General features: G+C 70.5%; 21 protein-coding genes. 7 read left to right on the forward strand and 14 right to left on the reverse strand.

Annotated elements, in window-relative coordinates; translation table 11 throughout:
- Positions 1-36: 36 nt before the first annotated feature.
- The 4 genes from B378_RS0103260 to B378_RS0103275 form a co-directional block, all read right to left on the reverse strand.
- On the reverse strand, positions 37-1,041 hold the full coding sequence (locus B378_RS0103260) for a hypothetical protein (protein WP_017342392.1): 1,005 nt from the start codon (positions 1,039-1,041) through the stop codon (positions 37-39).
- Positions 1,038-2,147 carry a glycosyltransferase family 4 protein gene (locus B378_RS0103265; RefSeq protein WP_017342393.1) on the reverse strand — a complete coding sequence of 370 codons (1,110 nt, stop codon included), beginning with the start codon at positions 2,145-2,147 and terminating at the stop codon, positions 1,038-1,040. Before B378_RS0103265 ends, B378_RS0103260 begins: the two co-directional genes overlap by 4 nt.
- Positions 2,144-2,521: a 6-carboxytetrahydropterin synthase gene (locus B378_RS0103270; RefSeq protein ID WP_017342394.1), complete on the reverse strand. Its 378-nt coding sequence runs from the start codon at positions 2,519-2,521 to the stop codon at positions 2,144-2,146. The genes B378_RS0103265 and B378_RS0103270 overlap by 4 nt, the downstream gene beginning before the upstream one ends.
- A 102-nt stretch (positions 2,522-2,623) precedes the next feature.
- Positions 2,624-3,499 carry a hypothetical protein gene (locus B378_RS0103275; protein WP_026046163.1) on the reverse strand — a complete coding sequence of 292 codons (876 nt, stop codon included), beginning with the start codon at positions 3,497-3,499 and terminating at the stop codon, positions 2,624-2,626.
- 130 nt (positions 3,500-3,629) lie between these two features.
- On the opposite strand from B378_RS0103275, the gene B378_RS0103280 reads away from it, so the two are divergent.
- The 3 genes from B378_RS0103280 to B378_RS0103290 all read left to right on the forward strand — a co-directional run bounded on the left by B378_RS0103280 (position 3,630) and on the right by B378_RS0103290 (position 6,910).
- Entirely contained in the window at positions 3,630-5,609 is a 1,980-nt protein-coding gene (locus B378_RS0103280; protein WP_017342396.1) for an aldo/keto reductase, read from the forward strand.
- A gap of 69 nt (positions 5,610-5,678) precedes the next feature.
- Complete coding sequence (locus B378_RS0103285) at positions 5,679-6,065, forward strand: hypothetical protein (RefSeq protein WP_017342397.1); 387 nt, start codon at positions 5,679-5,681, stop codon at positions 6,063-6,065.
- A 74-nt stretch (positions 6,066-6,139) separates the two neighbouring features.
- Positions 6,140-6,910, forward strand: a complete 771-nt coding sequence (locus B378_RS0103290; RefSeq protein ID WP_017342398.1) for a CDP-alcohol phosphatidyltransferase family protein — start codon at positions 6,140-6,142, stop codon at positions 6,908-6,910.
- 13 nt (positions 6,911-6,923) lie between these two features.
- Here B378_RS0103290 and B378_RS0103295 read toward each other — a convergent pair whose 3' ends face one another.
- From B378_RS0103295 to B378_RS0103310, 4 genes are all read right to left on the reverse strand, one after another.
- Positions 6,924-8,003, reverse strand: coding sequence for a zinc-binding alcohol dehydrogenase (locus B378_RS0103295; RefSeq protein WP_017342399.1), 1,080 nt, complete (start codon positions 8,001-8,003; stop codon positions 6,924-6,926).
- Between the two features lie 220 nt (positions 8,004-8,223).
- On the reverse strand, positions 8,224-9,468 hold the full coding sequence (gene ftsZ, locus B378_RS0103300) for a cell division protein FtsZ (RefSeq protein ID WP_017342400.1): 1,245 nt from the start codon (positions 9,466-9,468) through the stop codon (positions 8,224-8,226).
- A gap of 4 nt (positions 9,469-9,472) precedes the next feature.
- Positions 9,473-9,652 (reverse strand): ribbon-helix-helix domain-containing protein, encoded by a 180-nt coding sequence (locus B378_RS0103305; protein WP_004595187.1) that lies wholly within the window; start codon positions 9,650-9,652, stop codon positions 9,473-9,475.
- Between the two features lie 216 nt (positions 9,653-9,868).
- Entirely contained in the window at positions 9,869-10,474 is a 606-nt protein-coding gene (locus B378_RS0103310) for a zinc ribbon domain-containing protein (RefSeq protein WP_017342402.1), read from the reverse strand.
- Positions 10,475-10,634: 160 nt separating this feature from the next.
- Between B378_RS0103310 and B378_RS0103315 the strand changes: the two genes are divergently transcribed.
- Genes B378_RS0103315 through B378_RS0103325 form a run of 3 tightly spaced genes read left to right on the forward strand, consistent with a single transcriptional unit; the run spans position 10,635 to position 15,702 of the window.
- Positions 10,635-11,120, forward strand: coding sequence for a bZIP transcription factor (locus B378_RS0103315; RefSeq protein ID WP_017342403.1), 486 nt, complete (start codon positions 10,635-10,637; stop codon positions 11,118-11,120).
- A gap of 18 nt (positions 11,121-11,138) precedes the next feature.
- Positions 11,139-14,723: a chromosome segregation protein SMC gene (smc, locus tag B378_RS0103320; protein ID WP_017342404.1), complete on the forward strand. Its 3,585-nt coding sequence runs from the start codon at positions 11,139-11,141 to the stop codon at positions 14,721-14,723.
- The gene (locus tag B378_RS0103325) at positions 14,716-15,702 is read left to right on the forward strand and encodes a ScpA family protein (RefSeq protein ID WP_017342405.1); all 987 of its coding nucleotides are present in this window, start codon (positions 14,716-14,718) and stop codon (positions 15,700-15,702) included. The genes smc and B378_RS0103325 overlap by 8 nt, the downstream gene beginning before the upstream one ends.
- Before the next feature lie 346 nt (positions 15,703-16,048).
- Here B378_RS0103325 and mtnP read toward each other — a convergent pair whose 3' ends face one another.
- The 3 genes from mtnP to B378_RS0103340 form a co-directional block, all read right to left on the reverse strand.
- Positions 16,049-16,915 (reverse strand): S-methyl-5'-thioadenosine phosphorylase, encoded by an 867-nt coding sequence (gene mtnP, locus B378_RS0103330; RefSeq protein WP_017342406.1) that lies wholly within the window; start codon positions 16,913-16,915, stop codon positions 16,049-16,051.
- A 65-nt stretch (positions 16,916-16,980) separates the two neighbouring features.
- Complete coding sequence (locus tag B378_RS0103335; protein WP_017342407.1) at positions 16,981-17,979, reverse strand: YeiH family protein; 999 nt, start codon at positions 17,977-17,979, stop codon at positions 16,981-16,983.
- The gene (locus tag B378_RS0103340; RefSeq protein ID WP_017342408.1) at positions 17,976-18,167 is read right to left on the reverse strand and encodes a hypothetical protein; all 192 of its coding nucleotides are present in this window, start codon (positions 18,165-18,167) and stop codon (positions 17,976-17,978) included. Before B378_RS0103340 ends, B378_RS0103335 begins: the two co-directional genes overlap by 4 nt.
- A 128-nt stretch (positions 18,168-18,295) precedes the next feature.
- On the opposite strand from B378_RS0103340, the gene B378_RS0103345 reads away from it, so the two are divergent.
- Positions 18,296-19,720 (forward strand): HD domain-containing protein, encoded by a 1,425-nt coding sequence (locus B378_RS0103345; protein WP_017342409.1) that lies wholly within the window; start codon positions 18,296-18,298, stop codon positions 19,718-19,720.
- Between the two features lie 48 nt (positions 19,721-19,768).
- Here B378_RS0103345 and B378_RS0103350 read toward each other — a convergent pair whose 3' ends face one another.
- The 3 genes from B378_RS0103350 to B378_RS0103360 all read right to left on the reverse strand — a co-directional run bounded on the left by B378_RS0103350 (position 19,769) and on the right by B378_RS0103360 (position 23,729).
- Positions 19,769-21,172, reverse strand: coding sequence for an FAD-dependent oxidoreductase (locus tag B378_RS0103350; protein WP_017342410.1), 1,404 nt, complete (start codon positions 21,170-21,172; stop codon positions 19,769-19,771).
- Positions 21,173-21,323: 151 nt separating this feature from the next.
- Positions 21,324-22,613: an MFS transporter gene (locus B378_RS0103355; RefSeq protein ID WP_017342411.1), complete on the reverse strand. Its 1,290-nt coding sequence runs from the start codon at positions 22,611-22,613 to the stop codon at positions 21,324-21,326.
- 3 nt (positions 22,614-22,616) lie between these two features.
- Positions 22,617-23,729, reverse strand: a complete 1,113-nt coding sequence (locus B378_RS0103360) for an MBL fold metallo-hydrolase (RefSeq protein WP_017342412.1) — start codon at positions 23,727-23,729, stop codon at positions 22,617-22,619.
- Positions 23,730-23,769: the final 40 nt, after the last annotated feature.

A 23,769-nucleotide genomic window follows, 5' to 3' on the forward strand; every position in this document is an offset into this window, starting at 1 on the left:
GTTCACGCGCCGCCGTCACCGCGACCGGAGCGTCGTTCACGCGTCGTCGTCGACGCGACCGATGAGGTCGAGCTGGTGGGTGAGGTAGACGAGCGTCCCGGAATCGACCTGTCCGCGGCGAATCTCGAGCCACGCGTCGAGGTCGTCGGCCGAGACGGACCCCGTCTCACCCCCGTCGGCGATCACCTCGCCGACCGCGGCCTCGACGGTGTCGAGGATGTGTCGGAGGAAGAACGCCTCGTCGCCCGGATAGCCCGCCTCGCCGTCGGCGGGACGCGCGATCCAGTCGGAGCCGGCGGCCCCGAGGAGCGTCGAGCCGTCCGCCTCGCGCAGGCGCGCAAGCGCGGCGCCGCCGGCGCGGCTGTTCCCGCCCGGCTTCTCGTCCATGTGACGGTGGTACAGCCGCTCCACCTCCCGATCGTCGGGATGTGCCGGGCGGAACCGGGTCCCGCCGTCGAAGGTGATCGGGAAGTAGTAGGTCCCGCCGGGCGCCAGCGCGCCGAGCAGCGGGTCGAGCCGGTCGAGCCCGAGCACGTCCAGTAGCGCCATCCCGATCAGCGCGTCGGACTCGCCCGCGTGCGCCGCGGCGTACGCGGGCGCGTCGGCGGCGACGGACTCGACCCTGACCGTGCGCGCGTCGGTCTCGACGACGAGCGCGTCGTCGCCGCTGCCGCCATTGTCGACGGACGTCGGTGCGTCTCGTTCCGCCGCCCACTCCCGGAGGAAGGGACCTAGCCCGGCGAGCGCGTCCGGGTCGCGGTCGACCGCGACGTACCGCGTCTCGCCCGGCGGGAGCACCTCCCAGTCGATCAGCCGGGCGACCATCGTCCCGACGCCGGCGCCGACCTCCAAGACGCGGAGCGGCCCCTCGGTCGCGACGGCCCGCTCCGCGAGCCGCTCGCGGAGGATCCCGAGGAGCCGCCGGTCGAGCGCCCGGTCGTCGACGCTCTGCTTCGCCCGGAGGTAGCGCCGGAAGGCGGCGGTGTCGGCGGCGAGGGCGTCGTCGCCGGCCTCCGGAGGGCCGTCACCGTCTCCCGTCATGTCGTCACCTCCGGCTCGGCCGCGTCGACGGCGTCGGGCGCGTCGGCGACCCCGGCGAGGAGCCGGCGGACGCGGGCCGTCGTCTCCTCCCAGTCCGGGTGGCGCTCGTACCGACGCCTCGCGGCGCGGCCCATCTCGGCGAGCCGGTCGGGGTCGGCCGCGAATCCGTCGAGCGCGCGGGCGACGGCGGCCGGGTCGTCCGGGTCGACGAGGACGCCCGTCTCGCCGTCGGCGACCGTCTCGCTCGCGCCGCCCGCACTGGAGGCGATCGCCGGCAGGCCGAAGCTCATCCCCTCTAAGTAGACGATCCCGAACCCCTCGTACCGGGAGGGGACGGCGAGGACGTGGCTCCCGCGGAGCGCGTCGGCCAGCTCGGCGTCCGACAGCCGGCCGGCGAAGCGCACCCGATCGCCGAGCCCCCGCTCCCGGACCAGCCGCCGCACGTCGGCGACGTGGGACTCGTCGACCGCCCGACCGACGACCGTGAGGTCGACGGCGGCGTCGGCGCGGGCGACCCCCTCGACGAGCGTGTCGAGCCCCTTCCGCGGCTCGACGTTGCCGACGAACGCGACGCGGAGCGGGTCGGGGTCGGGACCGTCGAGCGACGCGGCCCGCGCCGCGATCGCGTCGTCGTCGATCGCGGGGTCGAACCGGTCGCCGGCGGGCGGCGCGACGACGGTCGCCGCGGGATCGACCCCGAGGGCGGCGACAGCGTCGCGGGTCGCCGCGCTGTTACAGACGACGCCGTCGACGGTCGCGAGGTAGCGGCGCTCGACGGCGCGGTAGAACGGCGAGAGGCGGCGCGGTTCGCTCGCGCGCAGGTGGTGAACGACGCTCACGACCGGGTACGGAAGGTCGCGGTTGGCGCGGAGCAGCGAGGGGTGCGCGAGCTCGTCTTGGAGCATCACGTCGACGTCGACGCGGAGGCGGTCGCGGACCCCCGGGAGCGCGTTGTCCAGCAGCCCGCGCGGGTACGCCCGCCACGGGAGCTCGACGACCTCGACGGCGTCGCCGGCCGCGCGGAGCCCCTCGACGAGCTTCCGGTCGTAGCGGAACCCGCCCGACCGCTCGTCGAGACTGCCGTACAGCGCGAGCCCGACGTTCATACCGGCGCGTCGTAGGTCGCGGCGGCCGCGTCGTCCTCCCAGACCGTCACGGCCAGCTCGCTCACGGCGTCGTCGGTCACCGCGTCGGTCACGCGCTCGAAGACGACGCGGGCGAACCGCTCGACGCTGGGGTTGTACCCCTCGAACTCGGGCAGGTCGTTGAGCAGCTCGTCGCGGTAGCGGTCCGCGAGGTCGCCGAGCGCCGCCTCGGCGTCGTCGATGTCGACGAGGTAGTCGTGCTCGTTCAGCTCGGGGCCGCGGAAGGTCAGCTCCACCTCGAAGTGGTGGGAGTGCGGGACGCTCTCCGGCCCCTCGTCGACGACCGTGAGGTAGTGCTGGGCCACGAAGTCCGTCAGCACCGTCGTCGCGTACATGAACCGATCCACGGGCGCGAGCAACCTAAAGCCGGAGGGCGGCGGAAGGACGCTCGACGCGTCGGGTCATTTATAAGGCGAGGCGAGCGGCGGCGACGCCGTTTATAAGTAGCCGAGCGCGCGAAGCCGGTCCCGGTCCGTCTCGCCCTCGCCGCCGTGGACCCGCGACACCGGTAGCGGCTCGGGCGGCGTCAGGGTCGGCTCGCGCGTCTCCTCGTCCGCGCCGTCGATCGTCGCCCACGGGACCGCGAGCAGCGCGGGGACGGGCGCGTGCATCGGGTGGCCGTACAACCCCCACTCGCCGAAGAGATTGCCGTGGTCGGCGGTGACCGCGATCCGCCCGTCGACGTTCGCCGCGAGGGACTCGACCTCGCCGAGGACGTGTCGGAGGTTCGCCTCGTACGCAGCCCAGACGCGCTCGACCGAGACCTCGCCGCGCCGGAGCAGCACCCACGGGTTCCCCGCGTTGCTGTGGCTCCCGGTCCGCGCCAGCCCGTCGTCGCCGTCGAGGGGTTCCGGGACGAACGGGTGGTGCGGCTGCATGTAGTGGACGACGAGCCGGTCGGGGCCGCGCTCGCGGGCGAGCGCGATCGCCCGGTCGGTCACGGCCGCGGCCGGCACGGTCCCCGCCGCCTCGTCCCACGCGTACTTCCACACCTCGTCGAGCGCGGCGAACGCGCCGGCGTCGAGGTAGCGGTCGGTCCACGTGTTGCCCGTGACCATGGCCGTTCGCGCGGTCTCCGGGCGGTCGACGAAGGTGTTCTCCAGCCACTCCGAGGAGGAGCTCCCGACCGACCGAACCGTCTCGACCCCGCCGAGGAACTCGAAGTCGGGCGCGACCGACCGAAGTAGGTCGGCCCGACAGGCGTCGAGGACGACGAGGACGTCCCACTCGCGGTCGAAGGCGTTCGTCCCGTAGTCGAGCCGCCGGCCGATCGCCTGCAGCCCGCGCAGGTAGGCGGTCCCGAGGCGGCCCATGCCCGGCTCCGTCACGCTCGCGAGTTCGGCGCGAGGCGACTAAACCGCTCCGGCGGGAGCGCCACCGTCGCCCCCGGCGACGCCCCGCCGCCGTCGGGACACCTATACGTCTCGCCGCCTCGGTACGACCGTGAACTGCCTGCTCGTCGGCGCGGGGGCGATCGCGCCGGAGTACGCCGCCGGCCTGCCCGAGAGCTCGCTGTCGCTGGCCGGCGTCGTCGACCTCGACGCCGACCGCGCCGCCGCCCTCGCCGCGGACCACGGCTGCCCGTCGTTCGCCGACCTGGAGACCGCGCTGGAGCGCGTCGACGCGCCGCTCGTGGTGAACCTGACGAGCCACGCGGCCCACGCGGCGGTGACGCGGACCGCGCTGGAAGCGGACCGCCACGTCTACTCGCAGAAGCCGCTGGCGCTCGACGCCGACGAGGCGCGGGCGCTGGTGGCGCTCGCCCGCGACCGCGGGCTCGCCCTCGGCTGCGCGCCCGGGACGCCGCGGGCGCCCTCGCAGCGCCGCGCGGGCCGGCTCCTCGCCGACGGGCGGCTCGGGCCGGTGGGGCTGGGATACGCCCACGCCCACGTCGGCCGCGTCACCGACTGGCACGACCGGCCCGACTCCTTCCTCGAGATCGGGCCGCTGTACGACGGGGCGGTGTACCCGCTCGCGCTCCTCGTCTCGTGGTTCGGAGCGGTCGAGCGCGTCCGCGTCGCCGACGCCCTCGACGTCTGGCCCGCCCGGGAGGGGCGGCGGCCGTCGACGCCGAGCCACGTCGAGGCGACGCTCGCGTTCGCGGCGGGGCCGACCGTCAGGCTCACCGCCAGTTTCTACGCGCCCCACCGGAGCCGGGAGTTCTACGGGCTGGAGCTCCACGGCGACGACGGCTCGCTGTACCTGAAGGGGACCGGCGCGATGGACGACGACCGCGATCACGTCCGGTTCGGCCGCATCGGTCGGGAGTACGTGAGCGCGCCGCCGGACGCGCCCGAGGAACCCTACGAGTACGTCGACGCCGTGGAGCGCCTCGCGGCGTCGGTCGAGGTCGGGTCGCCGTCGCGCGCGGGAGGACGACGGGGCGCCCACGTCGTCGCCGTCTGTAACGCGATCGAGGCGGCCGCCGAGGGGAACGGCCCGGTCGCGGTCGACGACTGCGGCGCGACCGCCGACCCGCCGCCGGCGCCGGCGGTGCGGCCGGAGAAGCAGCTTGGAGGGGAGACCGAGGTGGGCGCCGCCGCGCTCCGGCTCCCCGCCGTCGGCTTCGGCTGCTCGCGCTACCGCGACGGGGAGTACGTCGAGCGCGCCGACTCGATCGCGACCGCGCTCGACGCCGGCTACCGCCTCCTCGACTCGGCCGAGCTGTACGGCAACGAACACCGGATCGGGGAGCTGCTCGCCGCGCCGGGCGCGCCCGACCGCGAGCGCGTGTTCCTCCTCGGGAAGGCGTGGCGCACGAACCACCGCCGCGAGCACCTGCTCGCCGCCTGCGCGGGCAGCCGCGAGGAGCTCGGGATCGACGCGTTCGACTGCTACGCGCTGCACTGGCCCTCGGCGCTCGAACACCGGGGCGAGCTTCGCCGCCTCGCCGAGAAGCCGGTCGAGCGGCAGGAGTCGCTCACCTTCCCCGAGGACGCGGACGGCGAGCCCGCGACCGACGACGTGTCGCTCGCGACCGCGTGGGAGAACTTAGAGGCCGTTCACGACAGGGGCTGGGCGCGGACGCTCGGGGTCTGTAACGTCTCGCGGGCGGGGTTGGAGACGGTCCTGGAGGCGGGGGCGGTCGACCCGGCGCTCGTGCAGGTGGAGCGACACCCCTACCGCCCCCGGAACGATCTGGTCGAGTTCTGCCGCGAGCGCGGGATCCGGGTGGTCGCGCACTCGCCGCTGTCGGCGCCCGGCCTCCTCGACGAGCCCGTCCTGAGCTCGATCGGGTCGGAGCGGGGGCTCTCGCCGGCCGAGGTCGTGATCGCGTGGAACGCCTCGCAGGGGGTCGTCCCGATCCCGTCGAGCACCGCCGAGTCGCACGTCGTCTCGAACCTGGCGGCCGGGAGCGAGCGGCTGACCGACGACGAGATCGCGCGAATCGACGCCCTTCGAGACCCCGACTTCGAGCGGTGACGGTCGGTGGCGACCGGATTCCGGGGGTTCGGGCGGTATTTCTATGTGAGTGAAGCCCGTGCGTGTGGTATGGCAACGACCGAAGCGCGGCAGTCCGCGGTCGACATCGGCTCGTTGAACGGGCTCCACTGGGTGGGTATCGTCGCCGCCCTCGTCTCCGCCGCCGTCCACCTCCTCCTCGGCGTCAGGATGTTCCCCTCGCCGATGGGGATCAGCTTCGTTCTGGCCGGGTTGGGGTTCATCGGGGGCGTCGTCCTCCTCGCGATCGACTACCGGCGTCGCGCGGTGTACGCCGTCGGGATCGCCTTCACGCTCGTGCAGATCCTCCTGTGGTACGTCGTCAACTTCGCGGGCGGGGGGAAGTCGTTCCCGGCCGACGTCGGGACGCTCGGCGCCGTCGACAAGGTCGCACAGGTCGCGTTGATCGCCGTTCTGGTCCTCCTACTGCGCCGATAGCCGTGTCGACTCGGAAGCGCCGACCGCGACGCGGGCGCGCCGCCGGGGTCACCGACACCGGAGGTGACGGGTAGATGGCCGGCGTCCGCCGCCGGCGCTCTCTCCGCGTCGGAGTCGGCGTCGGGCTCCCGCTCGTCGCCGCGGTCGCGCTCGCCGCGCTCCTCTTTCGGCTGTTTCCGATGGACGCGACCGGCCGGTGGGGGCTCTCTCCCGCCGTCGTCGCGGGCGGCTGCTGGGCCGGACAGCTCTGGTACGTCGGCTACCGGCTCGACCCGGAGCGGCTGGCCGGGGGGTTCTGGCGGCGGCTGTTCGGGCTGGCGAACGCGGTCACGCTCGCTCGGGGGGCGCTGTACGCCGTCGTCGCCGGGTTCGCGGTCGTCCCGCCGGGGACGTCGCTCGCGTGGGTGCCGGCGCTGTGTTACGGGACCGGCGTCGCGCTCGACAACCTCGACGGGACCCTCGCCCGGACGGTGGGCCGGGAGACCGAGATCGGCCGCCGGCTCGACATGGCGTTCGACACCTTCGGGTTCGTCGCCGCGCCGCTGGTGGCGGTGCTGTGGGGGCTGCTGCCGGTCTGGTACCTCTCGATCTCCGCCGCGCGCTACGTCTTCCGCGGCGCCGTGTGGCTGCGCCGCGTCCGCGGGCTCCCCGTCGGCGACCTCCCCGACAGCGACCTCGGAAAGTACCTCGCGGGCGTCCAGATGGTGTTCGTGACGGTCGCGCTCGTCCCGCCGGTCCCGACGGAACTCGTGCGGACCGTCGCGCCCGTCGTCCTGCTCCCGTCGCTGGCGGTGTTTACCCGCGACTACCTCTTTGTCAGCGGACGCCTCTCCAACCGCCGGTGACCGCGGCGGCCGTTCACTCGTACTCCAAGATCACCTGTACCGTCTCGTCGGCCGCCGAGTCGAGCAGCTCGTACGCCTCCGCCGCGCGCTCGAACGGGATCCGGTGGGTGATCAGCTCGTCGGCGGGGACCCGGTCGAGCCGTTCGAGCGCCGCGTCCATGCGTCGGTCGCGGTCCCAGCGCCCCCGGAGCTCGGGGCTTATCGTCGACACTTGGCTGGAGACGATGTCGATGCGGTCCCGGTGGAACCGCCCCCCGAGCCCGATCGGCTCGCGTTTCGTGCCGTACCACGACCCGACGACGATCCGCGCGTCGTAGCCGACGACGCCGAGCGCGTCGTCGAGGGCGCTCGGCTGGCCGGAGAGTTCGACCGCGAGGTCGGCGTCGTCGAGCGCGGCGTCCGAGCCGGCGTCGCGGAGGTGGGCGTCCGAGCCGGCGTCGTCGAGCGCGGCGTCCGAACCGCCGAGGCCCGCGTCGGCGTCGTCGTCGAGAGCTGCCGGCGTCGTCGTCCGGTCGGCGCCGAACGACGCCGCGAGGGCCCGACGACGCTCGACCGGGTCGACCACGACGAGCGACTCCAGCGGGAACGCGGCCAGCAGTCGGGTGACGCAGAGCCCGATCACGCCGGCGCCGAACACCACGACCCGCTCCCCGAGCCGAGGGGCGGCGTCGAGGACGATGTTCGTCGCGGTCTCGACCGAGGGGAGGAGCGACCCGACGGCCGGCGTCGTCCCCGGCGGGAGCGCGACCACCGAGTCGGGGGTGGTCCGAAAGCTCGTCTGGTGGGGGACGAACGAGAACACCGACCGACCGACCCACTCCGGGTCGACGTCCGCGCCGACCTCGCTGACGACCCCGCTCGCGGCGTACCCGTACTGGAGGGGGTACGAGAGGTCGCCGTCGAGCGCGTCGAGCGTCTCGTCGGCCGGGAGACCGTCGGGCGTCTGGTCGCGGTACACGAGCAGCTCCGTCCCGGCGCTTATCGCCGACGCCCGGGTGCCGACGAGCAGTTCGTCTGCGTCCGGCGGGCCGACCGACGTCTCCCGCACCTCGACGGTCTCCGGACCCGTGAAGTAGAGCGCCGCGTCGGTCATCGTGTCGTCGCGAATCTGGCTCGACCGCGGACGGCGACGGAGCGACGCCGCGTCCCCCGGCTCGGCTGGTGACGTGACACGTAGGTCTCCACGGACCGTGTGATGTTAAGTCCTCGCGCCGTGCGCGGGTCGGACCAGTACCGATGGAAAACGGAACCGAAAGCGAACCAGTACCGATGGAAAACGGAATTGGAACCGAACCGCAGCGGTCGCGAGACGCTCAGCGGATGACGTCGAGCCCGTTGTTCTTCTCGATCGGGTCGCTGCCGCCGTCGGACTCCCAGCCGTGGTCGGTGCCGCCGGAGACCGCCGGCTCGCCTCTGTCGCCCGCGGCGCCCGCGCCGCCCGCGGCGTCGTTCGCCTCGGCCGCCCGCTGGCGCGAGTCGCCGAGGTCCTCGCCGCCGGCCGCGGCGCGCGACTTGTCCGCCTGCTTCTGGGTCGAGGGACCGAGCACCTGCGCGCTCTGGACGCCCGTCATGATCGCCATGACGCGTACCTTCCCCTTGTACTCCTCCTGAATGCGAGCGCCCCAGATGACGTTGGCGTTCGCCTCCAGCCGCTCGGTGATGTTGTTCGCGATCCCCTCGGCCTCCTTCAGCGTGAGGTCCGGGCCGCCCGTGATGTGGACGAGCCCGCCCGAGGCGCCGCGGTAGTCGACGTCGAGCAGCGGGTGGTTCATCGCGTCGTTGACCACCTCTTGGGTCTTGTTCTTGTCTTGGGTCTCGCCGACGAGCATGACCGCGACGCCGCCCTGATTCATGATCGTCGACATGTCCGCGTAGTCGAGGTTGATGAGGCTCGGCTGGGTGATCGTCTCGGAGATCCCCTTCACCGTCTCCGCGATGATCTGGTCCATCACGGAGAACGCCTTCCCGATCGGCAGGTTCGGGACGTAGTCGAGGAGGCGGTTGTTGTCGAGGACGATGATCGAGTCGGCCTCGTTGCGCAGGGTCTCGAGCCCCTCCTCGGCCTTCACCGTGCGGGCGCGCTCGACGTTGAACGGCGTCGAGACCATCCCGACGACGATGGCGCCCTGCTCTTTGGCGATCTTCGAGACGACCGGCGCCGCGCCGGTGCCCGTGCCGCCGCCCATCCCGGCGGTGACGAAGACGAGGTCCGCGTCGCCGAGCACCTCCTTGATCGTGCCCTGAGCCATCTCGGTGGCACGCTCGCCCATCTTGGGGTCGCCGCCGGCGCCGAGCCCCTGCGTGAGCGACTTACCCACGAGGATCTTGGTGTCGGCCTCGATCATCTTGAGGTGCTGTTTGTCCGTGTTGATGGCGACGGTGTCGGCGCCGTCGACGCCGATGTTGTACAGCCGGTTGACCGTGTTGTTCCCGGCGCCGCCGGCACCGACGATGACGATCCGGGGGTCCCCGAACTCGTCGTCGCCCATGTCGACGTCATCCATGTCGCGCTTCTCCGCCTCCGCGTTGTCGAGGGCGTCCTGAACGAGATCTTGCATCAGTTTACACCTTCGCCCAGTTGCGGTTGCGGCCGCGCTCGTCGCGCTCGCCGTCCTGTTCGTTCAACATGTCGCGGACGGCCGACCGGATCGCCTCGCTCCGGTTCGGGAACTCGCCCGTCTCCACCATCTGTTCGACCTCGTCGATCTGCTGTTTCGGGATTCGTAGTGTCACACGCTCCATTGGTATTCCCCCGGTAAGACGGCGAACACGCGACGCGTGTGTCTTACAGCGCGAAACCGCCCGACTGCGGGGCGACACCCCGCACCGGACGCCCGCTGTAAGACGACCGTCTTACGCAGTTGAAGTCACCGAGGCTACCATTATAAAAGTACCGGTGGCTGTAAGACAGAACGTGAAAACGCCCGAAACGAGGCGTATACAGCCGCCTATGCCACGTTACTGATCTTTCAGAACGTCCGCAGCCGGGGTCCGGCGTCCGCATCCGGGGCAGAACGCCCAGTCGGTTCGGAGCTCGTCGCCGCACTCGCAGAAGGCCCTGTGAGACTGCTTTTCACCGCAGTTCGGGCAGTATACGTGGTCAGAAGGGACGATTTCGCCGCATCCGCCGCAAGCGTTTTCGCGCGTTTGCGCGCCCGGACCCGCCTCCGTCTTACGCGTACTCGCTTCCGCCTCGCCGGCCGTCTCACGCGTCACACGAACCTCGTCGTCTCGATCGTCGGATCCGGCGTTCGGGGCGTCGAGAGTGACGTTTACGTTGATATCGCCGGCGTTCTCGGGCGTATACGCCCGCGTTGCGGCGCCGCCCGCCGGACCGAGCCGCTCGTCGAGCGCGGCGTCGAGCCGCTCCGCGATCAGCTCGTCGACGCGGTCCGCGAGGGCGTCGTCGACGCTCCCGGTCGCCGCGTCGGACGCGTCGGACGCGTCCCCCTCCCCGTCGAGGTGGGTCCGGAGCGCCTCCCGCATCACCTCGCTTTTGGAGGCGTCACACGCTTCCAGCCGGTCGACGAGGTCGTCGTCCGCCCGGAAGGTGATCTTGCTCATACCGAAGGAGTATCTCCGGTCGGTATAAGTATCTTCTCCTGCTGTCTGACACGTTTCACGGCGCCGAAACGTTCGCGCTGACGACGCCCGGATCGTGCGGTTTGGTCACACATGTGTCTGACGCAGATTTATACGCGTCGCGCGAGCATGCGTGTGTATAATGAGTAACCGCGTCGAGGACCTCGAACGGCAGGTCGCGGAGCTACAGGCGGCGGTCAACGGGCTCACCGAGGAGCTCGTCGAGATGAAAGAGCGCGTCCGACAGCTGGAAGACGAGCGGTCGGTCGCGGTGGAGGAGGCGGCCGCCGAGGCGACAGCCGGGTCGGAAGCGACGGACGCCGCGGCCGGCGAGCCCGCGGCCGGCGAGCCCGCGACCGACGAGCCCGCCTCCGACGACGCGTCAGAGGTGTCGGGGGGCGAGCGGACGACCCATTCCGACGACCACGTCGACGTCTTCGAGTCGGTCGAGGAGCCGTCCGACGGCGGCGACGGCGAGGCGGCAACCGCGGACGACGCGAGCGAGGGAGACGATGTCATCGTCCCCGAGCAGTCGGCGACGACGCCCGACGCCGACGCGGAGGCCGAGGAGGCCGCCGAGGACGACGACGACGGCGAGTCGAGCGACAGCGACATCATCGTCGCGTAAGCGGTCGCCTCCGACCCCATGCACATCACTGAAGTGGTCTTAGACGGGTTCAAGAGCTTCGGGCGAACGACGAGGATCCCCTTCTACGAGGACTTCACCGTCGTCACCGGCCCGAACGGCTCCGGGAAGTCGAACATCATCGACGGCGTGTTGTTCGCGCTCGGGCTCGCCCGCACCCGCGGGATCCGCGCCAAGAAGCTCACCGACCTCATCTACAACCCCGGCCACGACGACGGCGAGGCCGCCGACGGGCCGAACGAGGCGTCCGTCACGGTCGTACTCTCCAACGAGGACGGCACCCTCGACCGGTCGCAGGTCGTCTCCGCGGCCGGCACGGAGAACGTCGGCGACGTCTCCGAGATCACGATCAAGCGCCGCGTGAAGGAGACCGAGGACAACTACTACTCGTACTACTACCTCAACGGACGCTCGGTGAACCTCTCGGACGTCCAGGACCTGCTCGCGGCGGCGGGCGTCACGCCGGAGGGGTACAACGTGGTGATGCAGGGCGACGTCACCGAGATCATCAACATGACCCCCTACCAGCGGCGGGGGATCATCGACGAGATCGCGGGCGTCGCGGAGTTCGACGAGAAGAAGGAGGCCGCCTACGAGGAGCTCGACACGGTCGAAGACCGGATCGGCGAGGCCGACCTCCGCATCGGCGAGAAGCAGGACCGCCTCGACCAGCTCGCCGACGAGCGCGAGACCGCCCTCGAGTACCAGGAGCTCCGCGACGAGCTCGAGGAGTACCGCGGGTTCCGGAAGGCCTCCGAGTTAGAGGAGAAGCGCGACGCACTCGCGGACGTCGAGGGCGACATCGACGAGGCCGAGGCGGACCTCGAATCGCTCCGCGAGGAGCTCGACGCCAGACAGGGGAAGCTCACTCGCTTGGAGGAGGACTTAGCGGACCTCAACCACGAGATCGAGACGAAAGGCGAGGAGGAACAGATCCAGATCCGCTCGGAGATAGAGGAGATCAAAGGCGAGGTCTCGCGGTTAGAGGACAAAATTGAGTCCGCCGAGTCGCGCGCCGAATCGGCCGAGAACGACCGGCGGCAGGCGTTCGTCCAGATCGATCGCAAAGAGGAGAAGGTCGAGGAGCTGGAGGCCGAGATCCGCGAGACGAAAGTGGAGAAGGCGTCGGTGAAGTCGGAGCTGGCGACGAAGCGCTCCGAGCTGGCCGATGTCGAGGCCGAGATCGAGGGCGCGGACACGGAGTTCGACGAGCTGAAAAGCGACCTCGCGGAGAAGAAGGAGGCGATCGAGGCGCTCCGCGAGGAGAAAAACGAGACGCAACGCGAGAAGGACCGGCTGCTCGACGAGGCCCGCCGCCGCTCGAACGCCGTGAGCGAGGCCCGCGAGGAGTTAGAGGAGGCCCGCGAGTCGCTCCCGGAACACAAGGCGCGCATCTCCGAGCTGAAAAGCGAGCTCGACAAGGCGGAGAAGAACCAGTCCACCATCGAGGACGCGGTCGCCGACCTGTTCGCGGAGAAGGCCGAGAAGGAAGAGCGCTTAGAGGAGATCGAGTCGACGCTCCGCGAGAAGCAGAACGAGTACGCCAAGCTGGAGGCGGCGGCCGACGAGCGCGGCGACGCCTCCTGGCCCCGCGCGGTCACCGAGGTGAAGAACGGCGGTATCGACGGCGTCCACGGCGCGGTCGGCGAGCTGGGCTCGGTCGAGGCCGAGTACGCCGAGGCCTGCGAGACCGCCGCGGGCGGCCGGCTGGCGAACGTCGTCGTCGACGACGACGGCGTCGGCTCGACCTGTATCGACTACCTGAAACAGCGCAACGCGGGGCGGGCGACGTTCCTCCCCATCACGAAGATGGACGACCGGAGCCTGCCGCGGAAGCCCTCGCTTCCGGGGGTCGTCGACTTCGCGCGGAACCTCGTCGACTACGACGCCGAGTACGAGTCGATCTTCTCGTACGTGCTCGGCTCGACGCTCGTCGTCGAGGACATGTCGACAGCGCGCGATCTGATGGGCGACTACCGGATGGTCACGCTCGACGGCGACCTCGTCGAGAAGTCCGGCGCGATGACCGGCGGCTCCGGCGGCGGCTCCCGCTACTCGTTCACGAAGTCCGGCGGCGGGAAGCTGGAGCGGCTCGCGACGGAGATCTCCGACCTCGAGGACGAGCGGCAGTCGGTCCAGTCGGAGATAGACGCGCTCGACGACGATATCGAGGACGCCCGCGACCGCAAGGCCGACGCGGCCGAGCGCGTCCGGTCGCTGGAGGCGGACGTCGAGCGCGCCGAGGACGACCTCGCGGAGGCCGAAGCCCGGATCGAGGAGCTGGAAGACGAGCTCGAAGAGCTGGAGGCGGAACGCGAGTCCGTCGACGAGCAGATGACGGCGTTAGACGAGGAGCTCGCGGCGACCGACGCGGAGATCGACGAGCTCGCGGCCGAGATCGACGACATCGAGGCCGAGCTCGCGGACTCGAAGATCCCCGAGCTCTCCGAGCGCGCCGACGAGATCCGCGCGGAGATCGACGACTTAGAAGAGCGGATGGACTCGTTCGACAGCCGGATCAACGAGCTGGAGTTGGAGAAGGGATACGCCGAGGACGCCTTGGACGACCTCCACGACGACGTCGAGGAGGCGCAGAACGCGAAGGCCGAGGCCGAGGAGGCGATCGCCGAGCACGAGGCCGCGATCGAGGAGAAGGAGGCCGAACTGGCCGAGAAGAAGGAGTCGATCGCCGACCTCGAGGAAGAGATCGCGGACCTGAAAGAAGAGCGCGAGGAGCTTCGCGAGGAGATCCGCGAGGCGACCCGGAAACGCGACGAGCAGCGGTCGCTCGTCTCGGAGGCCGAGTCGGACCTCTCCGATCTCACCGATCGCCGCGACCGCCTGGAGTGGGAGATCGACGAGCTGGAGTCGCAGGTCGGCGCCTACGACGCCGACGAGATCCCCGACCTCGACGAGGTGGAGTCGCGGATCGAGGAGCTCGAATCGGAGATGGAGGCGCTCGAACCGGTGAACATGCTCGCCATCGACGAGTACGAGGAGGTCCAGGAGGCGCTCGACGAGCTCCAAGAGCGCCGCGACGTGCTCGTCGAGGAGCGCGACGCCATCGAGGAGCGCATCGAGGGGTACGAGGCGGCCAAGAAGGAGACGTTCATGGAGACGTTCGAGTCGATCAACGACCACTTCGAGGACATCTTCGCGCGCCTCTCGGCGGGATCCGGTGAACTCGTCTTGGAGAACCCCGAGGACCCCTTCGAGGAGGGATTGACGATGAAGGCCCAGCCCGCGGACAAGCCGGTCCAGCGGCTCGACGCGATGAGCGGCGGCGAGAAGTCGCTCACCGCCCTCTCCTTCATCTTCGCCGTCCAGCGCCACAACCCCGCGCCGTTCTACGCGCTCGACGAGATCGACGCGTTCCTCGACGCGGTCAACGCCGAGCGCGTCGGCGAGATGATCGAGGAGTTAGCCGAGGAGGCTCAGTTCGTCGTCGTCGGCCACCGCTCGGCGCTGCTGGAGCGCTCCGACCGCGCCATCGGCGTCACGATGCAGGGCGACAACCTCTCGGCGGTGACCGGCATGCAGTTCGGCGACGACGCCGACGAGGAGGAGGTGACCGCGGATGACTGAGGACGGCGACGGAGCCCCCGACGGCGGCGTCCCCGACCTCGACCTGACGAGCGAGCGCGACGGCGCGGACCCGTTCGCCGAGGACGCTCCGGACGACGGCGGGGCCGACTCGACCGACGGATCCGAGTCGGCGGCGGCTGACTCCGACCCGGTGCCCGACGTCTCGCCCCCGAACGAGACCGACGAGGACGAGGTCGAGCCCGTCGAGCTCCTCGTCCAGCTCGCCGAGGAGGGCGAGATCGAGCCGTGGGACATCGACATCGTCCAGGTGACGGACGCGTTCTTAGAGAAGCTCGACGAGACGGACCTCCGGACGACCGGGCGGGCGCTGTTCTACGCCAGCGTCCTCCTCCGGATGAAAAGCGACGGCATGCTGGCCGACGACGACGAAGACGACGAGCCCGAGCCGGAGCCGTGGGAGGTCGCGATGGAGGGCGGCGCGCCCGACCCGGCCGACGGCGACTTCGATCCGGTCGACGAGCTGGAAGACGAGATCGACCGTCGGCTCGACCGCAAGAACACCCGCGGCTCGCCGGAGACGCTCGACGAGCTGGTCCGCGAGCTGCGCGAGGCCGAGCGCGGCTCGTGGTGGAAGGACTCCCGCGAGTACGACACCTCGGAGTCGCCGCACGGCCACGCCCGCGGCACGCAGACGCTCGACTACCACGCGGACGACGAGTTCCGGCAGGACGGAGAGCCGACCGCGGGCGAGGCGACCGACCGCACCCACGACGAGGACATCGAGGAGGTGATCGTGGAGATCGACAACGCCCTCCGGACGCACTTCGACCGCGGCCGCACGGAGGTGCTGTTCGCCGAGATCGAGACCGCGGGCGGCCGCCCGTTCATGACCTACCTCGCGCTGCTGTTCATGGCCCATCGCGGCTCGGTCCGGCTCCAACAGGACGACCTGTTCGGCGACCTGTGGGTGAAGGACCCGACCGCGATGACCGGCGAGTCGGAAGCGATCGCGGACTGATACGCGTTTGAGAGGATAGCTGTCTCCAAAGCCCCAGCCGCTCGCTTATAAATAACTGGCAGCGGATCGACGGCGAACACCTCCAAAGCCCCAGTCGCGAGGACGCCGTACGCTCGCTGCGCTCCTCAGTCGCTCGTTTCACTCGCTCCCTGCGGTGCTTACGTCGCCTACGGCGTCCTCGCGACTGCCCCTTTGAGCCCCGCCCGACAGCGACCGCCCCGCACCTCACACCTCCCCAGCCTCGTCGGCCTCCCTCCGCTTCGCTCCGGTCAGCCGACTCCCTCGCGCGTGCTGCTCGGCCGCGAAGCGGCCTCGCAGGCACGCGCCACCGCATCGCCTCGTTTATTTATAAGTAATCGCCGAGAAGCGGCTCGACGCGCTCCTGCGTTTCTTCCGGAATCGCCTCGGTCGGCGTGTTGACAGTGCCTTCGAGCGACGTGTGCGCGTCGCACTCTAAGTCCTCGGGGAGCGTCCGCACGGCCGCCTCGACGGCGGCCTTGATCGCCGTCTGGTTCTTCTCGGCGTTTTCGAGCACCTCTTCGAGCGTCACCTCGCTGTCCGCCTTCCAGACGTCGTAGTCGGTGACGCCGGCGATCGTCGCGTACGCGATCTCGGCCTCGCGGGCCAACTTCGCCTCCGGAATCGCGGTCATCCCGACGAGGTCCCAGCCTTGGCTCTTATAAAACTCCGACTCCGCGCGCGTCGAGTACTGCGGGCCCTCGATGCAGACGTAGGTGCCGCCCTTCACGACCTTCGTGTCGCCGGGCGCGGCCGACTCCGCGGCCTCGGTGAGGTGGTCGACGAGCTCGGGGCTGTACGGGTCCGCGAACGGCTGGTGGACGACGACGCCGTCGCCGTAGAAGGAGAGGTCGCGGCCCTTCGTCCGGTCGTATATCTGGTCGGGGACGACGAGCGTTCCGGGCTCCAGCTCCTCTTTCAGGCTCCCGACCGCGTTCGACGCGAAGATGTGGGTGACGCCCGCCTTTTTTAAGGCGTACATGTTCGCGCGGTACGGGAGGTCGGTCGGCGAGACGCCGTGGTCCGAGCCGTGGCGCGGGAGGAACGCGACTTCCTTTCCGGTGTCGCCGAACTCGCCGATCGTCACGGCGTCGCTCGGCTCGCCGTACGGCGTGTCGAACTCGACCTCGCGCACGTCGTTCAGGGGGAGCGCGTCGTAGATGCCGCTGCCGCCGATGAATCCGATGGTTCCCATACTCGGAGTGCGCCCGCTCGCTACTTATAAGGAATGAACCCGATCGCGGCGCGCCGTCGGCCCGCCTACAGCAGCCAGCGCACCGCCGCGAGCGCGACCGCGCTCACGGCGAGCAGGTGGACCAACACCGCGCCGACCGGCGCGGCGCCCACCGCGCGCATGTCGTCGACGCGGATCGAGAGCCCGAGGCCGACGAACGCCAGCGCGAACAGCGCGTCGGAGACGCGGCCGATCGACGCCAGCGCGGCCGGCGAGAGCAGCCCGCTGTTGGCGACCGCCGCGACGACCAGGAACCCGAGCAGGAACTTCGGGAACTCCGCCCACAGCCGCCGGACGCCGGGTTCCGCGGCCGATCGCGCCGTGTACGCCAGCGAGTACGCGACCGCGACGCCGCCGAGCAGCGAGTTTCGCGCCAGCTTCGTCACGGTCGCCCACTGGCCCGCCTCGGGGGAGTAGGCGAACCCCGCGGCCGCGACGGGCCCGGTCGAGAACATGCTCACGCCCGCCCAGACGCCGAACTGCCGGCTCGTCAGGCCGAGCCACTCGCCCGCCAGCGGGAACGCGACGAGCGTCACGGCGTCGAACAGCAGGATCGTCGCGGCCGCGAACGTGATCGCGGCGCCCCGCGCGTCGAGCACCCGGCCGATCGCGACCACCGCCGAGACGCCGCAGATGCTCGCCCCGGCCGCGAGCAGCGACGAGGTCGGCGACCCGATCCGGAAGAGGCCACGCGCGACGACCTCCGCGAACAGGAGCCCGCCGGCGACGACCGCCACCACGAGACCGAGGACGGTCGGCCCCGCGGTCAGGAACTCCTCGACCGCGACCGCCGCGCCGAGCAGGACGATCCCGGTCTCCAAGAACAGCTTGTCGACGCCGACGCCGGGCTCCGCGACCTCGGGGATCCCGACGGTGTTCCCGATCCCGACGCCGATCGCCACGGCGACGACGAGCGGCTGAAGGCCGGGGACCGCGCCCGCGACGAGCGTCGCGGCGACCGCGCCGCCCGCGAGCAGCGCGAGACCGGGCAGGTGCGCCCGGACCGCCTCGATCACGCCAGTCACAGCGCCTGTCCGACGAGGTGCGCGGTGACGATCCCGAGTCCCAGCGCGAGCGCCTGCCAGCCGCGGTCGAGCGCGGTCCAGCGGTCGACGATTGAGGGCCCGGCCGCGTCGCCGGCGTCCGACTGCGGGCCCGTCCCGTCGGGAGCGTCCGGCCGCGCGTCCGCGCCGTCGGCGGCGTCCGATACCATACGCGTGCCTCGCCGCGCTCGCATTTATACGGTGTGACTCGGAGCGTTCTCGGGTTCCGGGGGAGCGCACGGCGGCCGGCTGACGACCGAAAGAGGCAGGACGCGGGAGGGTGTGGTGCCCACAATCGATGTCCACCACCCAGATCAAAGACGCCGTCCACGGCTACATCGAACTGCCGGACGCGCTCGTCGAGGGGGTCGTCGACACGCGGCCGTTCCAGCGGCTGCGGTACGTCCGCCAGCTCTCGGCGACCCACCTCGTGTACCCAGGCGCGAACCACACCCGGTTCGAGCACTCGCTCGGCGTCTACCACCTCGGGCGGACCGTCTTCGAGAGCCTCCGCCGGCAGTCGTACTTCACGCGGGACGCCGCCGTCGACGAACTCGAAGAGATCCAGCGCACGCTGGAGTGCGCCTGCCTGCTCCACGACGTGGGACATCCGCCCTTCTCGCACCTCTCCGAGGGGTTCCTCGACGAGGGGGTCCTCCGGGAGCGCGTCGCCGAGACCGGGCTGGTCGACGCCTTCGATCGGGCCGGCGTCGGCGGCGCACCGCTCCGCTCGGCGAACCCGCACGAGCTGCTCGGCTGCGTGATCATCGTCGAGGAGTACGGCGACGCCCTCCGCGATTTCGACGTGGACCCCTTCGAGGTGTGCGCGTACGTGCTCGGCTACAGCCTCGCGTACGAGCGCGGCGAGCCGTGGCAGTACGGCGTCGGCGCCCAGCTGCTCCACTCCCCCATCGACGTGGACCGGCTGGACTACATCACCCGCGACAACGAGATGACGGGCGCGGGCGTGTTGAGCTTCGACGTCGAGCGCATGGTCGACGCCTACACCGCCCACCCCGAGGCGGGGCTCGCGCTCTCGGAGAAGGCGCTCTCGACCATCGGCAACTACCTCGAAGGGAGAATCGCGCTGTACATGTGGGTCACCCAGCACCACAAGTCGGTGTACGCGAACCGGCTCCTCCAGGCGCTGTTGGGCGAGTACGAGCGGGAGACCGGGGAGAGCCCCGTCACGGTCGACGGCATACTCGACCGCGAGCTCGACGACAACGCGGTGCTCGAACGGCTCCGGACCGCCGCCCGCGAGAACCCCGACTCGACGCTCGCGTCGATGTACGACCGCTTCCGCGGGCGGCGCTTCCCCGCCACCTGCTGGAAACACCGGATCGCGCTCGCCGACCGGGTCGGCGGCGACCTCGGCGACGACCTCCCCGTGGACGGCGACCCCCTCGACGCGTTCACCGCGTGGCTCACCGCCGGCGACGACCGCTTGGAGCGGCTCCTCGCGGACGCCCTCGACGTGCCGGTCCACGAGGTGTGGATCGACCGCTCGTACGTCCCCGCCTACGACCCCGACGAGTTAGAGGACATCCCCATCGCGTACGGCGGCACGACGCGGTCGGTCGCCGACTGGGGGCTGTACGGCGACCGCGCGTTCGACGTGCCGATCCCCTTCGTGTTCGTCCCCGACGGGACGAAGCGTCGGGCGATCCGCGTGCTTAGAGAGGCGTTCGAGCGGGAGGTCACGGAGGAAGCGCGCGCGTAAGTCGGCGTTAGACGAATCGGCAGAAGAGCGGATCGGGTGTCGGCCGAATCAGTCGTCGGCCTCGGCGGGCACGGGGTCGTCGGCTTCGGCGTCAGCCGACTCGGCGTCGGACTCCTCGTCGGCCCGCGGGAAGTTCTCGATGGTCGCGTCGCGGAAGGCGGCCTCGTCGAACTCGTAGTCGTCCTCGAAGAAGTCGAGGACAGTCCCGACGTCCGTCATCGCGTTCTTCAGCGCGGTCGACGCGCCCGGCGAGGGCGTGATGTTGAATAAGATTCCGTCCTCGACGATCTTCGCCTCGCCCATGTCGAGCTCCTTGTTCTCGGTGTCGACGATCTGGGGGCGCACGCCGCCGTACCCCTTCGCGCGGTCGATGTCGTCGACGTCGACGCTCGGCACGACCTTCTGGACGTTCGGGAGGAACGCCCGCTTCCCGACCGCCGGGAGGTCGTACACGAGGTTGCGCACGACGTACGGGAAGAGGATCTTGTCCGAGAGGATGTTGACGTAGCTCAGCACGGAGTCCGGGTTGAAGCCGAACACGTCGGCGAAGTCGCTCACCGTCGAGAGGTGGCCGCGCTCCAGCGCGGGCACGAGCTTCGCCGTCGGCCCGAACCGGGTGATCCCGTCGTCGTGGACGTCGGCGTCGCCGTGGACCGCCGCGAACGGGAGCTTCTTCATCTGGAGCGTGTACACCTTCCCGTTCAGCAGGTCGTCCGCGAGGAAGAAGCTCCCCGCGACCGGCAGCAGGGACATCCCCTCGCCGTACCCCATCTCCTTGGCGAACTGGAGGCTGTGCGAGCCCGCCGCGACGACGACAGCCTCCGCGTCGAACGCGCCGTCGTCGGTGTCGATCGTGAACCCGTCGCGCCGGTCGTCGACGTTCGTCACGGTCGTCCCGAGGTGGACGGAGACGCCCTCCTCCTCGCGGGCGGCGTCGACGAACGACTCCGCGACCGCGCCGTAGTCGACGACGTAGCCGTCGGGCGTCTGGAGCGCCTTCAGCTCCGTGCCGGGGTCGCGCCCCTCGACGACCTTCGGCTCCAGCTCCGCGATCTCCTCGCGGCCGATCTCGCGCAGCTTCGGGAACAGGTCGCCGAACCCCTCGTCGCGGTAGCGCTCCTCTAACTTGGCGACCTCCTCGTCGCCGACCCCGAGGACCATCTTGCTCCGCTTGCTGTGCATCTCCCGGTCGGGGTCCTCCCCTTCGAGGTAGCCCGCGAGCAGCTCGGCGCCCTCCTTGACCTCTTCGGCCTTTTCGAGGGTGTAGTTCGTCTCGATGTCCCCGAAGTGGAGCGTCTGGGAGTTGTTCGTCCGGTGGGAGTTGATCGCCGCGATCTCCCGTTCCTTCTCGATCAGCGTGACGTCGTCGACGTCGGTGAACTTCGCGACCGTGTACAGAAGCGACGCCCCGCTTATCCCCCCGCCGATGATTACGAGATCGGTGTCAGACATGCGTGGTGAAAGCTCACCCGGTGAGACGACCTCCCCCGTTAACCCTTTTACCATCCTCGCCCGAATTTGGCGGGTAGAGGGCCTACAAACGTCTATTGGTAATACGACGATCGTCGAACATCTCGTCGGTCACGAACGCGGCCGCCGGCGGCTACTCCCGTGCGACCGGCTCGGTCGGCGACTCCGGCGCCGGAGCGGGCGGCTCGTGGGTCCCGAACTCGGGGTGCGTCTCCTCCATCCAGACGACCACGACCGCCCCGGAGAGGAACATCAGGGCGGCGGTCAGGTAGAACGCCGCCTCGGCGCTGACGAACTCCATCGAGAGCCCGATCAGGATCGCGCCGACGGCGTAGCCCGAGTCGCGCCACATCCGGTAGACGCCCATCCCGGCCGACCGCCATGTCGGGTGGGCCGCGTCGCTCGGAACGGTCATCAGGTTCGGGTACAAAAGCGCCATCCCGAACCCGGAGACGCCGGCCAGCGCGGCCCACGCGAGGTATCCCTCGACGAGGACCATCCCGAGGACGCCCGCGCCGGCCAGGAACATCCCGGCGACGACCGGCGGTCGCCGGCCGATCCGGTCCGCGAGGCCGCCGGTGCCGATCTGGAGGAAGTACATCGCGCTGTGGACGCCGACCACGGCCCCGACCGCCGCGATGTCGAGCCCCTGGTTCAGCAGGTACAGCGGGACGGCGATCCAGAACAGCGTGTCGACGAAGTTCTCGACGTGGCCCGCCTGCGCCGCCGCGAACAGCGTCCGGTCGCCGTAGGTCGCCCGCTTTACGACCTCCTTGAACGGGAGGTTCGCGTCGCGATCGTCGTCGTCTCCCTCGGCCTCCGCGTACTGGACGGTCTCTCTGATCAGGAAGACCGAGATGAGGAACGCCAGGACCACGACGACCGCGAGGAAGTAGAACGGCTCCGGTCGGAGGCTCCACCGGCTGGCGATGACGCCCGTGATCCAGGCGCCGACGGCCACGCCGGTGTAGCCGAACGACTCGTCGATGCCGACCGCGAGGCCGCGCTCGTCGGGGCTCGCGAGGTCGATCTTGGCGTTTATCGCCATGCTCCACGTCAGCGCCTGATTGATCCCCAACAGGACGTTCCCGACGGTGATCCAGCCCCAGCTCGGGGCGAAGATGAGGATGACCGGGAGCGGGAGCGCCGTGACCCACCCGGCGACGAGCACGGGCCTGCGGCCGTACTCCTCGCCCCACTTCCCGGCGTAGAGGTTGAGGATCGACTTCACGACCCCGAAGGAGACGACGAACGAGCCGATCACGAGGAACGACTCGACGCCGAGCACGTCCTCGCCCAACGCGGGCACGACGGTGCGCTCGGACCCGATGGTCAGGCCCGTGGCGAACACCAGCAGGACGTGGAGCGAGAACTGGCCGAGGTGTTCGCGGATTCCCTGTTTGACGTCGGTCGTCGCGCTCATCGGTTACTCGGCCGCGCAGTTGTTCGGCCCCAGCTCCAGCTCGGCCAGCTCGTCCGCCGGAACCGACTCCCGCCCCACGTTCGTGCGCTTGACGCGCTCGAAGTTCGGGGGGTGGTCCGGGACGTCCGACGCGAGCGCCGCGACGAAGGACTCGCGGTCGCGGTCGAGGTCCGCGTTCCGGCGCTTCACTTCGCCGAGCGTCGCGGTCACCGGCGGCTCGGGCGAGCCGGGATCGTGCGCCGGGAGCACGACCGCGTCGTCCGGCCGGTCCAGCAGCCGCCGGAGGCTCTCGTACAGCGTCGCGGCGTTCCCCTCCACGTCGGCGTCCTCGATCCCGGCCTCGACGCCGAGCTCGACGCGGCCGACGCTCTCGTGGAAGAGGGTGTCGCCGGTGAGTAGCGCCGCGCCGTCGACGTCGAACGAGACGCTCCCCTCGCTGTGTCCGGGCGTGTGGACGACCTCGACGTCGAGCCCGCCGACGGCCACGATCTGCCCGTCCTCGATCGGCGTCGCGTCGACCGCGAGCGCGTCCTTCGGATGGAGGTAGTAGGGGACGCCGTAGCGGTCGGCGAGCTCCGCCGCGCCGGAGACGTGGTCGGCGTGGGCGTGCGTGTCGAAGACGCCGACCGGGTCGGCGTCGTACTCGTCGAGGACCGCCTCGTACTCGCCGCGGTAGTGCGACGGGTCGAAGACGGCGGCCTCGCCCTCCGAGACGAGGACGTGCGAGAGACACCCCTTCCCCGGACGCGCGACCTGGACGAGCGTGCCGTCGAGGTCGACCGGGACCTCCGCGTGCCGGTGGACGCGGCTCCAGCCGTTCATCCCGTCCGCGAGCGTCACGGCGTCGTAGCCCAATTCGCGGAGGACCTCCGTCGCCGTCTGCGAGACGACCCCCGCGGCGCAGACGGTCACGATCTCGGCGTCGTCGGGGAGATCGGAGAGGGCCGGCTTGGCGCTGTCGGGGTCGTCGGTCAACTCGTCGTACACGTCGACGTTGACGCTGCCCGGGACGTGCCAGTCCTCGAACTCCGCCTCGTGGCGGACGTCGAGGACGAGCGGGCCCTTCTCGTCGTCTCGCAGTTGTTCGCTGAGCGCGTCCGGCGATAGCTCCTGCATCGTACACCGGTATAGCGGGGAGAAGGGGATACGGCCGCTG

Origin of the sequence: Halorubrum sp. T3 (assembly GCF_000296615.1) — an archaeon.
GTDB classification, from domain to species: domain Archaea; phylum Halobacteriota; class Halobacteria; order Halobacteriales; family Haloferacaceae; genus Halorubrum; species Halorubrum ruber.